The 13,078-nt window shown below is 67.8% G+C and carries 9 protein-coding genes; 7 read left to right on the top strand and 2 right to left on the bottom strand.

All coding sequences use genetic code 11. From position 1 onward, the window contains the following. Positions 1-61 precede the first annotated feature (61 nt). The 4 genes from BMZ25_RS12830 to BMZ25_RS12815 are packed head-to-tail and all read left to right on the top strand — an operon-like array spanning position 62 to position 7,527. Positions 62-2,308 carry an acyl-CoA dehydrogenase gene (locus tag BMZ25_RS12830; RefSeq protein ID WP_092694215.1) on the top strand — a complete coding sequence of 749 codons (2,247 nt, stop codon included), beginning with the start codon at positions 62-64 and terminating at the stop codon, positions 2,306-2,308. After that, complete coding sequence (locus BMZ25_RS12825) at positions 2,305-3,594, top strand: acetyl-CoA C-acetyltransferase (protein WP_092694213.1); 1,290 nt, start codon at positions 2,305-2,307, stop codon at positions 3,592-3,594. Before BMZ25_RS12830 ends, BMZ25_RS12825 begins: the two co-directional genes overlap by 4 nt. Then, positions 3,591-5,669, top strand: coding sequence for a 3-hydroxyacyl-CoA dehydrogenase NAD-binding domain-containing protein (locus tag BMZ25_RS12820; RefSeq protein WP_092694211.1), 2,079 nt, complete (start codon positions 3,591-3,593; stop codon positions 5,667-5,669). The genes BMZ25_RS12825 and BMZ25_RS12820 overlap by 4 nt, the downstream gene beginning before the upstream one ends. Positions 5,670-5,700: 31 nt before the next feature. After that, positions 5,701-7,527: an acetyl-CoA hydrolase/transferase C-terminal domain-containing protein gene (locus BMZ25_RS12815; protein WP_235859866.1), complete on the top strand. Its 1,827-nt coding sequence runs from the start codon at positions 5,701-5,703 to the stop codon at positions 7,525-7,527. Here BMZ25_RS12815 and BMZ25_RS12810 read toward each other — a convergent pair. Beyond that, positions 7,524-7,985 carry an Lrp/AsnC family transcriptional regulator gene (locus BMZ25_RS12810; RefSeq protein WP_092694207.1) on the bottom strand — a complete coding sequence of 154 codons (462 nt, stop codon included), beginning with the start codon at positions 7,983-7,985 and terminating at the stop codon, positions 7,524-7,526. The genes BMZ25_RS12815 and BMZ25_RS12810 overlap by 4 nt on opposite strands. 108 nt (positions 7,986-8,093) lie before the next feature. Between BMZ25_RS12810 and BMZ25_RS12805 the strand changes: the two genes are divergently transcribed. The 3 genes from BMZ25_RS12805 (at position 8,094) to BMZ25_RS12795 (ending at position 12,215) form a co-directional block, all read left to right on the top strand. Continuing rightward, a complete protein-coding gene (locus BMZ25_RS12805; protein WP_092694205.1) occupies positions 8,094-9,530 on the top strand; it encodes an aminotransferase class V-fold PLP-dependent enzyme in 1,437 nt (478 codons plus the stop codon). A 117-nt stretch (positions 9,531-9,647) separates the two neighbouring features. Further along, the gene (locus BMZ25_RS12800; RefSeq protein ID WP_143071531.1) at positions 9,648-11,369 is read left to right on the top strand and encodes a thiamine pyrophosphate-binding protein; all 1,722 of its coding nucleotides are present in this window, start codon (positions 9,648-9,650) and stop codon (positions 11,367-11,369) included. 69 nt (positions 11,370-11,438) lie between these two features. Next, the gene (locus BMZ25_RS12795) at positions 11,439-12,215 is read left to right on the top strand and encodes a VOC family protein (protein ID WP_218142541.1); all 777 of its coding nucleotides are present in this window, start codon (positions 11,439-11,441) and stop codon (positions 12,213-12,215) included. A 36-nt stretch (positions 12,216-12,251) separates the two neighbouring features. On the opposite strand, the gene BMZ25_RS12790 is transcribed toward BMZ25_RS12795, so the two are convergent. Further along, positions 12,252-12,935: a GntR family transcriptional regulator gene (locus tag BMZ25_RS12790; protein WP_092694201.1), complete on the bottom strand. Its 684-nt coding sequence runs from the start codon at positions 12,933-12,935 to the stop codon at positions 12,252-12,254. Positions 12,936-13,078: the final 143 nt, after the last annotated feature.

Below are 13,078 nucleotides of genomic sequence, written 5' to 3'. Positions count from 1 at the left end.
GGACCTTCGCGCGGCTTCGGACGTTTCCCCCATGCTGCAGTGACCGAGGAGGGATGGTCGCATGAGCGGATTGATCCGGAACCACGTCACGCGCCCGATTCACCGCTGGGCGAGGACGGCGCTGCCGCGCCTGTCGGACACCGAGGCCGAGGCGCTGTCTGCCGGCGAGGTCTGGTGGGAAGCCGAGTTGTTCTCGGGCGACCCCGACTGGTCGAAGCTTGCCGCCGTCGCGCGGCCAGAGCTGACGGAGGCAGAGACCGCCTTTCTCGAGGGGCCGTGCACCGCACTCTGCGAGATGATCGACGATTGGCGCATCAACCACGAAGAGGCCGACCTGCCGCCCGAGGTCTGGACTTTCCTGCGCGAGCAGCGCTTCTTCGGAATGATCATTCCCGAAGAGCATGGCGGGCTCGGCTTTTCCGCCTTCGCCCATTCCGAGGTGGTCCGCTATCTGTCGACCCGGTCGCTGACCCTCGCGGTGACGGTGATGGTCCCGAACTCTCTGGGACCCGGCGAGCTGCTGCTGCAATTCGGCACCGAGGATCAGCAACGACACTGGCTGCCGCGTCTCGCGGACGGAAGCGAGCTACCCGCCTTCGGTCTGACCAGCGAAAAGGCGGGCTCCGACGCGTCGGCGATGACCGACGAGGGGATCGTCTGCCGCGGCATGTGGGACGGCGAAGAGGTGCTGGGAATCCGGCTGAACTGGGCCAAGCGCTACATCACGTTGTCGCCGGTCTGCACGGTGCTGGGACTTGCCTTCAAGCTGCGCGACCCCGACGGCCTGCTCGGCGGCGACGAGGACATCGGCATCACCTGCGCGCTGGTCCCGACCGACCTTCCCGGCGTCGTGACCGGCCGGCGGCACATCCCGGCGGGAACGATGTTCCAGAACGGCCCGACCGAGGGGCATGATGTCTTCATCCCCCTCGATCACATCATCGGCGGTCAGGACATGGCCGGTCGCGGCTGGGCGATGCTGATGGGTGCCCTCGCCGCCGGACGCGGCATCTCGCTGCCGTCCCTTTCGGCGGCCGCTGTGGCGCTCGCCGCGCACGGATCGGGGGCCTATTCCCGCGTGCGCGAGCAGTTCGGCCTGCCCATCGGCAAGTTCGAGGGCATCCAGGAAAAGCTCGGCCCCCTCGCGGCCAGCGCCTATGCGCTCGACTCCGCCCGCCGCCTGACCTGCGCGGGGCTCGATGAGGGACGTGCGCTCGCGGTCATTTCGGCGATCATGAAGCTGCACGGCACGACACGGATGCGCGACGCCGCGACGGCGGCGATGGACATCCATTCCGGCAAGGCGGTGATCGACGGCCCCTCGAACTATCTCTCGCCGCTCTACCGGGCGGTGCCCATCGGGATCACGGTGGAAGGCGCGAACATCGTCACGCGCAGCCTTATCGTCTTCGGCCAGGGTGCGATCCGGGCCCATCCCTACCTGCTGGACGAGATGCGGGCGCTGGAAGAACCAGACGACGAGGCCTCGCTCGACGCGTTCCACCGCCATTTCTGGGCCCATGTGGGGCACACGCTGCGCACCGCGGGCCGGGCCGTGGGTCGCGCCTGGACGGGCGGCCACTTCGCCCCTGCGCCCGACGCGGGACGTGCCCGCTGGATCTACCGGCAGGTGTCGCGCTGGTCTGCGGCCTATGCGCTGACGGCGGACATGGCGTTCCTCACGCTCGGCGGCGGGTTGAAGCGGCGCGAGATGATCTCGGCCCGGATGGGCGACGTGCTGTCCGACCTCTACTTCATCAGCGCCGCGCTGAAACGGTGGGACGACGACGGCCGGCCGGAGGCCGATCTGCCGTTGCTCGAGTACACGGCACAGGACGGGCTGGCGCGGGTCCGTCGCAACCTCGACGAGGTGCTGGCGAACCTGCCCGCCCGCTGGGCCGCTTGGCTTTTGCGCGCCGCGATCCGGCCGCGGGCGTCTCGCGGGCCGGACGACCGCCTTACCTCCGCCTGCGCCGCACTGCTGCTGGAGCCGTCAGAGACGCGCAACAGGCTGACGGGGCGGATGTTCGGCGGCTGCCAGCGCGACGGCGTCGCCGATCTCAACGATGCCTTTGCCAAGGTCAGCACCGCAGAACCTCTGCGCAAGCGGCTGCGCGAGGCCGGCAAGTCGCCCGATGAGGCCCTGGCCGATGGCACGATCTCGCAGGACGAGAAGGACCGGCTGGACGAGATGTCGGCCGCGGTGGCGCGGGTCGTCGCGGTGGACGACTTCGCACCCGAAGAGCTGGCCCGCTTCTTTCCCGAGTACCGGATGCCCGACACACCCTCGCAGGAGGCCGCAGAATGACCGGATTTCCCGTCTATCTCGTCGATGGCGCCCGGACGCCGTTCATCAAGGCGCGCGGCGCGCCGGGCCCGTTCACGCCCGTGGACCTGTCCGTGCAATGCGGCCGGCCGCTGCTGACGCGCCAGCCGTTCCCGCGCGAGGCGCTCGACCTGGTAATCCTCGGCTGCGTGAACGTCATCGCGGACGAGATGAACCCGGCGCGCGTCGCCGCCCTGCGCCTCGGGCTCGGCGCGCAGACGGTCTCCTTCACCACCCAGATCAACTGCGGCTCGGGGATGCAGTCGATCGACACGGCCTATCGCTACATCCGTGACGGAAGCCACGACATGATCCTGGCCGGCGGCGCCGAGGCGCTGAGCCACACGCCGCTGGTCCTGCGCGAAGAGGCGGTGGAATGGTATGCCGGGATGGGCCGGGCCAAGGGCCCCGTCGACATGGCCCGCCAGATGACCGGGCTCAGGCCAGATTTCCTGAAACCGGTGATTGGGCTGGAGCGCGGCCTGACCGACCCGATCACCGAGCTCAACATGGGCCAGACCGCCGAAATCCTGGCGCATCGTTTCGGGATCGACCGGACGACCGCCGATACCTACGCGATGGAAAGCCACCACCGGCTTGCCAAGGCACAATCCGAGGGCTGGCTCGACGGTGAGGTCGAGCCGGCCTTCGACGATGACGGCCACACGCACGAAACCGACGACGGGGTCCGTCCCGACAGCGACCTTGCCTCCCTCGCCAAACTCAAGCCCGCCTTCGAAAAGCCCTACGGCAAGGTGACGCCCGGCAACGCCTCGCAGATCACCGACGGCGCGTCGTGGACGATCCTCGCCTCCGAGGCGGCGGTCGAGCGGCACGGGCTGACGCCACTTGCGCGGATCGTCGACAGCGAATGGGCCGCGCTGGATCCGGCCATCATGGGCCTGGGACCCGTAATGTCGTCGACACCGATCGCCAGGCGGCACGGCCTGAGCGCCGACGACGTCGACCTGTGGGAGATCAACGAGGCCTTCGCGGCGCAGGTGTTGGCCTGCCTCGCCGCGTGGGAAGATGCGGATTTCTGCCGCGAGATCCTCGACCTTGACGGTGCTTTCGGCCGGATCGACCGCGACCGCCTGAACATCGACGGCGGCGCGATCTCGCTCGGGCATCCGGTGGGGACGAGCGGCAATCGCATCGTCCTGCACCTGGCGAACGCCCTCAGACGCACCGGAGGCAGGCGCGGCATCGCGACGGAATGCATCGGCGGCGGCCAGGGTGGAGCAATGCTGTTGGAGGCGGTGACATGACCGGACCCGTTCTGAGCTATCTCGGCGAGACCCGACTGGAGCTCGGACCGCTCGACGGTGTCGAGCCCACGGGCAACTGGCGCGTCGCGACGGACGCGGCGGGGATCACGTGGCTCGGGCTCGACAAGGCCGGGTCCGGCACGAACACGATCTCGGAAGACGTGCTGCGCGAACTCGCCGACCACGTCGAACGGATCGAGACGAAGCGCCCCCGCGCCGTCGTCATCCGGTCGACCAAATCCTCGGGCTTCGCGGCGGGTGCCGATATCGGCGGCTTCTCGGACCTCGAAGCCGGGGGCGCGGAGGAATTGCTGCGACAGGGGCACGACGTCCTCGACCGGATCGAACGCCTGCCCTGCCCGACCGTCGCTGTCATCCACGGACAGGCGCTTGGCGGCGGGTTCGAGCTGGCGCTGGCCTGCGACCGGCGCATCCTGATCACCGGCGGGGCCGTCGGCTTTCCCGAGGTCCGGCTGGGCCTGCATCCGGGGCTCGGCGGAACCTTCCGCCTGACCGGCCTGATCGACCCGACAGAGGCGATGTCGCTGATGCTGACGGGCAAGACGGCGCATGCGGGCAAGGCCCGAAAGCTGGGCATCGTGGATGTCGTCACCGAAGAGCGCCACGTCGCCGCCGCTGTCGAGACTTTCGCGCAAGGCGACGCGCCGGACCGCGCGACCGGCTGGAAGGCCCGCGCGATGAACCTCAAACAGGGGCGCCAGCTGGCTGCCCGGCAGATGCGGAGCAAGACCGCGAAACAGGCGCCGCAGGATCACTTTCCGGCGCCCCATGCACTGATCGACCTGTGGGAGGAATACGGCGACGACCCCAATGCGATGCAGAAGGCCGAGATCGCCTCGTTCGCGCGGCTCCTCGAAGGGGACACCGCACAGAACCTGATCCGGGTCTTCTTTCTGAACCAGTCCCTCAAGGCGGCGGGGCGCGGCGACAGCGGCATCTCCCGTGTCCACGTGACCGGCGCCGGGCCGATGGGACGCGACATCGCCGCCTGGGCGGCGATCAAGGGGCACCACGTCACCCTCGGGGACGTCGACGCGTCCGCGCTCGGCGCCGCGGTGAAGTCCTCGCGCAGGACTTGCGAGGGCGCGCATCTGAGCCCAGCCCAGACGCGGGACGCGCTGGATCGGCTGATGCCCGACCCTAGGGGCTACGGCGTCCCGCGCGCCGACCTCGTGATCGAGGCCGGCCCCGAGGATCCGGACCTGAAGGCGAAGATCCATGCCGATCTGGTGGCGCGGATGAAGCCCAACGCGATCCTGGCCAGCAACACGTCGAGCCTGGGCCTCGCCTCTCTCGCAGACGCGCTGCCCAGCCCGCAGCGCTTCGCCGGGCTGCACTTCTTCAACCCGGTGCCGAAGATGCAGCTCGTCGAAGTGGTCAGCCACGATCGCACAGACGCTGACGTGACCGATCGCCTCGCCGCGTTCTGCGGGACGCTCGGCAAGCTTCCGGCGCGGGTCCGCGACTATCCCGGCTTCCTCGTGAACCGGGCCCTGACGCCGTACCTGATGGAGGCGATGATGCTGGTCGACGAAGGCGTCGACAAGGAGACGGTCGACGGCGCCGCGATCCGGTTCGGGATGCCGATGGGGCCGGTGACGCTGGCCGACCAGATCGGGCTCGACATCTGCCTTCACGTCGCCGAGAGCCTGCGGGCGAACCTCGACAAGCCGATGGCCGAGATCCCCGGCTGGCTGCGCGAAAAGGTCGACAAGGGCGAGACCGGCCGCAAGGCCGGCAAGGGTTTCTACGACTGGAGCCAGGGCACGCCCGAGCCCGGTGACGCTCCCGAGGGTCCGGCGGACCTGACGGACAGGCTGATCCTGCCCATTCTCGATGCCTGCGTGGAGTGTCTGCGCAGGGATGTCGCGACGGACGAGGATCAAGTCGACGGCGCGATGATCTTCGCCACCGGTTTCGCCCCGTTCCGCGGCGGCCCGATGCACTATGCCCGCACGCGCGGCACGGGCGAGGTCAAAGCGCGCCTCGAAGCGCTCGCCGAGGCGCACGGAAACCGCTTCGCTCCAGACGATGGCTGGTCGAGCATTGACTGAACGGGAAGGGCGTCACGCCGACGCTGACACGATGGCGGCCAAGATCATCGACCGCCTCGGGAAGGACGTGCGCCTCGGTCTGCCGCTGGGCCTGGGGAAACCGGTCACGCTGCTCAACGCCCTGACCCGTCGCGCCGTCGCGGACCCGTCGATCCGCCTGTCGATCTTCACCGCGCTCACGCTGGAACGCCCCGCCCCCTCCTCGGACATGGAGCAGCGCTTTCTCGGGCCCGCGATGGACCGGCTCTTCGGAGCCTATCCGCAGATCGAGTATGCGCGGATGCTCCGCGACGGGACCCTGCCCGCGAACATCGAGGTGCGAGAGTTCTTCTTCATGGCCGGGCGCTGGCTGGGCGTCGATCAGGCACAGCGAAACTACATCTCCGTCAACTACGTCGACGCACTCGAGCTTCTCCTGGCGCACGAGCCGAACCTGGTGATGCAACTCGTCGCCTCGGACGGGGATCGGCTCAGCCTGTCGTGCAACACCGACATCAGCGTCGACGTGCTCTCGCGCCGCAGAGCGGGCGACGTCGAGTTCCTGTTCTGCTGCGAGCTGAACCCCGAGCTGCCGTTTCTGGGGGGCGACGCGGCCATCCCGCTGGCGGAGGCCGACATGCTGCTGGAGCCGCCGGAGCCGTTCGAGCTGTTCTCGGCGCTGAAACGTCCCGTCGGAGATACCGAGCACGCGATCGCGCTGCACGTCTCGCGCCTGATCCCGGACGGCGGCACGTTGCAGATCGGCATCGGCGAGATCGGCGATGCCGTCGCCCACGCCCTGTTGCTGCGCCACGACGGCCGGATCGCTCCGATCCGCGCGGCCTGTCCCTTTCCCGACGACGGGTTCGACGAGTCCGGCCCGTTCTCCGAAGGGCTGTACTCGGTCACGGAGATGCTGGTCGACGGGCTGTTGCAGCTCTTCGACGCCGGCGTGATCAAGCGCGAGGTGGACGGCGCCGCAATCCACGCCGGCTTCTTCGTCGAAAGCCGCGAGTTCTATGCCCGCCTGCGCGAAATGCCGCCCGACCGCCGCGCCAAGATCGCAATGAAACCGGTGAGCTTCACCAACCAGCTCTACGGCGACGAGACGGCCAAGAGAGCGGCGCGACGCGATGCACGGTTCGTGAACGCCGCGATGAAGGCGACGCTACTGGGGGCCGTGGTTTCGGATGCGCGCGAGGACGGCCAGGTCGTCAGCGGCGTCGGCGGTCAGCACGATTTCGTCTCGCAGGCGTTCGCGCTGGACGGCGGACGATCCGTCATCGTGCTTCCCGCGACCCGCCAGAAGGCCGGCTCGGTCGAGAGCAACATCGTCTGGAGCCGCGAGAACGAGACCCTGCCCCGTCCCCTCCGCGACATCGTCGTGACCGAGTACGGCATCGCGGACCTGCGCGGCCGCACGGACGCCGAGGCGATCGCGGCGATGATCCAGATCGCCGACAGCCGCTTTCAGGCCGAGCTTCTCGACAAGGCGAAATCCGCGGGAAAGATCGCGCCGGACTACGAACTGCCCCCGGCGCACGGGCGGAACCTGCCCGGCACCGTCACAGAATGGCTGGCTCCGTTCCGCGAAGACGCCCTGCCAGATTTTCCCTTCGGCAGCGCGTTCGACGCCACCGAACGCCGCCTTCTTCCCGCCCTCTCGGTCCTGGGCCAAGCGCAGGGATCGCGGCGCGCCATGCTTCGCCTCGCCTTGAAAGGCCGGCGCGGTGGCGCGACGGCCGATGACTGCCTGCGGCGGATGGGCCTCGATCGGGCGGAAGGCCTGCGGGAGCGGGTCATTGCGGCCGCGCTGAAGGGCGCGTTGCGAGAGGTGGAACGGCAAGGCGAAGGACCGAAGCGCAGCGGCTCTGACTAGACCTCCAACGGGCGGTTTTCGAGGATCGCTTCCATGGCGAAGTAGGAGGTGACGGACTCCAGCTCGATCGTGTCGATCAGGCGCTGGTAGACGCGGTCGAAACTCGCCATGTCCTCGGTGATGATCTTCAGCATGTAGTCGTAGTCGCCGCCGATCCGGTAGAAGTCGACGACCTCGGGCAGCGCCGAGACGTGCCGGCGAAAGGTCTGAAGCCAGTCGCGGGAATGGCGCCGTGTCCGCAGCATCGTGAACACGACGAGCCCTTGCCCGACCGCGCGGCGATCGACCTCGACCCGCCTGCCCCGGATCACGCCGCTTTCCTCCAGCCGCTTCAGCCGCCGCCAGCAGGTGTTCTGCGACAGGCCGACCCGCTCGGCCAGTTCGCGCTGGCTGAGGGATGCGTCAGCCTGAAGCTCGCGCAGCAGGAGGCGGTCCACGTGATCGATCTCTACGGTCATATATCGATCAATATCATCAACACGGGACGGAAACGACAGTAATTCGTCGCTGATTTCGTCACGCTCTGTGTCGCAGGTTGCGAGCGTTAACGAAACAGGAGCAGCAGCATGCAGACCCTTTCGGATTTCGCCCAAGGGCTTTCGGGCCCCGACCTGATCGGACGCCTGCGGGCCGGACTGATCGGGGATGGGATGGCGTTCGAGACGCCGTTCGGCATGCGGCGCCTGCGCTATGCGGACCATGTCGCCTCTGGCCGGGCGCTGCGGCAGGTCGAGGAGTTCGTGATCGACGCGGTGCTGCCGTTCTACGCCAATGCACATACCGAAGCCTCGGCCTGCGGCCAACGCGCGAGCCGCCTGCGCGACGAGGCCCGCGCGACCGTAGCGCGGATCGTCGAAGCGACCGAGGATTGCCACGTCGTCTTCGGCGGCTCCGGCGCCACGGCCGGCCTGACACGGATCGTCCGGCTGCTCGACATCGAGCGGCGCGTGGCCGGCGGAGAGCGCATCGTCGTCCTGCTCGGCCCCTACGAGCACCACTCGAACATCCTGCCCTGGCGCGACAGCGGCGCCGAGGTCGTCACGATCGCCGAGGGGACGACCGGCGGTCCCGACATGCGGGCGCTCGAAGACGCATTGACGGCGTCCGAGGACGCGGACCTTGTCGTCGGCAGCTTCTCGGCCGCCTCGAACGTGACGGGGCTGATGACGGACACCGACGACGTGACACGCCTGCTCAAGCGGCACGGCGCGCTCGCAATCTGGGACTACGCGGCCGCGGCCCCCTACCTGCCGATGTCGATGGCCTCGGGCTCGGACGCGGCGAAGGATGCGATCGTGTTCTCGCCCCACAAGTTTCCCGGCGGTCCCGCCGCCTCGGGCGTGATGATCGTCCGCGAAACGCTGGTGCGCCGCGCCACACCGACCGCGCCGGGTGGTGGCACCGTCAGCTTCGTCTCGCCCTGGGGCGAAGTCTACGCCGACAACATCGCGGCGCGTGAAGAGGGCGGAACGCCGAACGTCGTGGGCGACATCCGCGCCGCGCTCGCCCTGCTGGTCAAGGAGGCCGTCGGCACCGATCGGATCGCTGCGCGCGAGCGCACATTGCGGGAGCGCGCGCTACAGCGGCTGGAGGCCGAGCCGAACATCCAGCTGCTCGGGCTGCGGCAGGCAGACGCGCTTTCCATCTTCTCGTTCCAGGTCACCGATGCGGCGGGGCAGCCCGTTCACCACCAGCTCTTCACGCGGATGCTGTCGGACGTGCACGGCATCCAGGTTCGCGGCGGCTGCGCCTGCGCCGGCCCCTACGCCCATGCGCTTCTGGGGATCGACGAGCGCGCGTCGGCGGCGCTGATGGATCGACTGGCCGCGGGACGGGAGATCGAGAAGCCGGGCTGGGTGCGGTTCAGCCTGTCCTACCTGCAGGACGATGCGGACGCCGAGGCAATCGTCGACGACATCTGCCGCCTCGCCCGCGACAGCCGGGACTGGGCGGCACGGTACCACGTCGACGCCACCACCGCCCGTTTCAGCGCGGTGGCCTGACGCCCGGCGGGCCATGCCGCGACCTCAGAAAAGAATTGATCTGCCTCCCAAAGCCGCTATGAGTCCGTACTGCATACAGCGTGGCATACCAACTTGCATGTAGAAGCGGAGACAGCGGTGACTGCAAGAATGAACGGCGCCCAGACCATCCTGAAGATGCTCGAACTGCATGGGGTGACGCATGTCTTCGGTCTTCCCGGCGAGACGACGATCGGCTGGTACAAGGAATGGCAGGAGCATTCGGACATCGAATACGTCCTGACCCGCGACGAGCGCACCGCCTCCTACGCGGCGGAGGCCTATGCCAAGGTCACCGGCCGGCCCGGCGTGCTCGAGGCGCCGAGTCCGGGGGTCACCCATTGCACGCCCGGCATGACCGAGGCCTATCTGAGTTCGGTGCCGCTCATCTACTTCAGCTCGGACATCCCGATTAACCAGGACAAGAAGCACGGCCTGACCGGCGTGGACCAGACCGCGCTCTATGCGAGCATCAGCAAGGAATCCTTTCACATCACCAACGTGAAGGAGATCCCGTTCCTGATGCGCCGCGCGTTTCGGGTGGCGACGTCGGGCCGCCCCGCGCCGGTGCATATCCGGGTGCCGATCAACATCTTCCAGGACGAGGCCGAGATCGCGGACCTCTACGCCGACCCCGACTATCAGGTCTATCCGGCCCACCGCCCCGTCGCCGATCATGGCAAGGTCCGGACGGCGCTTGCGCGTCTGATGGAGGCCGAACGTCCCGTGATCGTGTGCGGCCAGGGCGCGCTGATCTCTCGCGCCTCGTCGGTGATCCAGGAACTGGCCGAGATGCTGCAGATCCCGGTGGCGACCACCACGCCCGGCAAGGGCACGATCCCCGAGACGCATCCACTGGCGCTGCGCGTGATCGGCGCGCGCGGTGGCATGGAATACTCGAACGAGTACGTCCGGAATGCCGACACGATCTTCTTCGTGGGCAGCAACACCGATTCCAGCGGCACCGACCACTGGAAGCTCTACGGCCCGCCCGAGAGCAAGACGTTCCTGCACCTCGACATCGCCGAAGCCCATGTGGGCAACAACTTCCCCGTCGAAGTCGGCCTTGTGGGCGACGCGCGGGCGACACTCGAATACATGGTGGAACTGCTCCGCTCCGAGACGTCCCTGCCCGAGCGTCCCGCGGTCGATCTTTCCGAGATGAAGCGCACCGCGCTGGACGCCGTGTTCAACGCCAACATCCCGATGCCCGAGGGCACGGTGTCGCCGGTGAAGCTGTCGCAGGTGCTCGACGAGATCCTGCCGCCCGACGCCATCGTCACGTCCGAGCCGGGCGTCAGCGCGATCTATCCCTCCGCGCTGCTGTCCGTCAGGGAAGCCGGGCGGCGCTATATCACGAACTACTCGATGGGTGCCCTGGGCTATTCGGTGCCCGCCGGGATCGGCGCATCCTTCGCCTCGGACGGGCCGATCATCTCTTTCACTGGCGACGGTTCGCTGGCCTTCGTGCTGGGCGATTTCGAGACGATCAAGCGCAGCGGCAAGAACATCACCGTGATCCTAACCCGCAACGACACCTATGGCTGGATCCGCGGCGAGGCGATCCTGCTCGACGACGTGGACGCGCCATGGACCACGGATTTCGGCGCGGTGGACTATCTCAAGGTCGCCGAAGGGTTCGGCTTTACGACGGACCGGATCACCACGGAAAGCGAGATCGAGCCCGCCCTGCGCGCCGCCATCGGCAACGAGGGCGCGAACTTCATCGAGATCATGGTCCCCTCCCAGGACAAGATCATCCCCTTCGTGCCGCCATGGGTGAAGGCCGCCAGGGAAAAGAACCTGCCCTACTTCTACTGACGGGCGCGCCGAGCTGCGCGCGGGCCAACCCGAAGAAGGGCGCGACCGAAAACAGAGGAATCCACTCTCTTGGAACTCGATCATGTGGTCATCAACACGCTCCGCGACATGGATGCCGCGTCGACGCTGTTCGCGGATCTCGGCTTTCACCTGACCCCACGGGGGCATCACTCGCTCGGCTCCATCAATCACCTGATGGTGACGCCGCTGGCGTATCTGGAACTCGTGGGGGTGCCCGCGACCGGGCGCCAGCGTCAGGAAGTGCTGGACTCGCCGCGGGGGCTGAACGGCCTGGTGTTCCGCACCTCGGACGCGCCGGAGACGTACCGGCACCTTGACGACGCCGGGCTCGCGCCGCTGGAACCGATGGCGTTCTCACGCCCGGTTGAGATAGATGGACAGAGCCACGAGGCCCGTTTTTCGACCGTCCGGCTTCCCCCGACGGCTTTTCCGGGCGGCCGCGTCTATTTCTGCCGGCACCTGACGCCCGAGCTGGTCTGGCGCGACGACTGGATGTCCCATCCCAACGGTTTCGAAGAGCTGACCGACATCGTGATCGAAAGCCGCGATCCTCAGGCCACCGCCGCGCAGTTCGCCGCGATCACGGGGGCGGCCGTCCGCAAGCTCGGGGACGAACGCCGAATTGACGGCCAGAGCTTTGCCCTGCGCCTGCGGCCGGGCCCGGTGGAGCGCTTTGCCGAACTGACGCTGCGCTTTTCCCAGGTGGACGAGATCGCCCGGCGCGCGGATCAGACGCCGGGGGCGAACTGGCGCCCGCTCGGCCCCTCCGAGGCGGAGCTGGAGGTGCCGTCTCTCGATCTTACCCTCATCTGCCGGGCGGGCTGACATGCCTCGCAGATGGAACGCTCCGGCGCTCCGGTATCAGGGCGCGTAGATCCGCGAGAACGCCTCGCGCACATGCGACGTGACCTCTTCGAGCCGGCGGGTGATGTGCTCGCGCATCTCGCGCGCCGCCTCTTCCTCGTCGCCGGCCTTCACCGCGGCGAGGATACGGCTGTGCGGCGTGATCGTGATCGCCTGCGGCCCGTCGCGTTCGCTCAATGCTTGAAGGTCGATCAGCCGGATATACCGGATCCGGCCGGCGACATTCTCGAGCATCCGGACCAGTTCGGCATTGCGCGACAGCCGGGCCAGGCGAAAGTGGAACTCCTCGTCCAGCCGCACCAGTTCGCCCGGCGCGGCGCCGGGGCTGTACGCGGTGTCGGACTCGTGCAGGAAGCGTTCGAGCTCGGCCAGCTCTTCCGGCTCGGCCCGGCGCGCGGCAAGCCGCACCGCCTCGCTCTCGATCCCCACGCGCGCCTCGTAGAGCGACATGATCTCGGTCGGGTTGAGCGAGCGGCAGAAGAAGCCCTGCCCGCGCCGAAAGGTCAGGAAGCCTTCGGCCGAAAGGCGATTGAGCGCCTCACGCAATGGCGTTCGGCTAACTTCGAGGCTGACCGAAAGCGCGCTTTCGTTGAGGCGTTCGTTCGGCTTGAACACGAACGTGCCGGCCATCTCCTTGAGCGCTCTGTAAGTGCGCTCGACGGCACCGTCATTGGCTTCCATGAACTACCAGTCACCTTGCCCGATCGACCCGTCCGGTACGGGGCCGCCCAAAAATACCCAAAGGTTGCAAAAACGCAATCGGGATGTGTTCAAGGCTGTAGGATGGCTTGTATATTGACTTTGACTACAATGCTGAATACAGC

The sequence above is a fragment of the Tranquillimonas rosea genome (assembly GCF_900111315.1).
In the GTDB taxonomy this organism is placed as follows: Bacteria; Pseudomonadota; Alphaproteobacteria; order Rhodobacterales; family Rhodobacteraceae; genus Tranquillimonas; species Tranquillimonas rosea.
Note: the sequence above shows the minus strand (reverse complement) of the source record. Positions and strands in the feature narration are given on the sequence as shown.

Excerpts from the sequence above, each read along its gene's own strand:
- BMZ25_RS12830 (WP_092694215.1), top strand. The coding sequence starts at position 62 with ATGAGCGGATTGATCCGGAACCACGTCACGCGCCCGATTCACCGCTGG.
- BMZ25_RS12825 (WP_092694213.1), top strand. The coding sequence starts at position 2,305 with ATGACCGGATTTCCCGTCTATCTCGTCGATGGCGCCCGGACGCCGTTC.
- BMZ25_RS12820 (WP_092694211.1), top strand. The coding sequence starts at position 3,591 with ATGACCGGACCCGTTCTGAGCTATCTCGGCGAGACCCGACTGGAGCTC.
- BMZ25_RS12815 (WP_235859866.1), top strand. The coding sequence starts at position 5,701 with ATGGCGGCCAAGATCATCGACCGCCTCGGGAAGGACGTGCGCCTCGGT.
- BMZ25_RS12810 (WP_092694207.1), bottom strand. The coding sequence starts at position 7,985 with ATGACCGTAGAGATCGATCACGTGGACCGCCTCCTGCTGCGCGAGCTT.
- BMZ25_RS12805 (WP_092694205.1), top strand. The coding sequence starts at position 8,094 with ATGCAGACCCTTTCGGATTTCGCCCAAGGGCTTTCGGGCCCCGACCTG.
- BMZ25_RS12790 (WP_092694201.1), bottom strand. The coding sequence starts at position 12,935 with ATGGAAGCCAATGACGGTGCCGTCGAGCGCACTTACAGAGCGCTCAAG.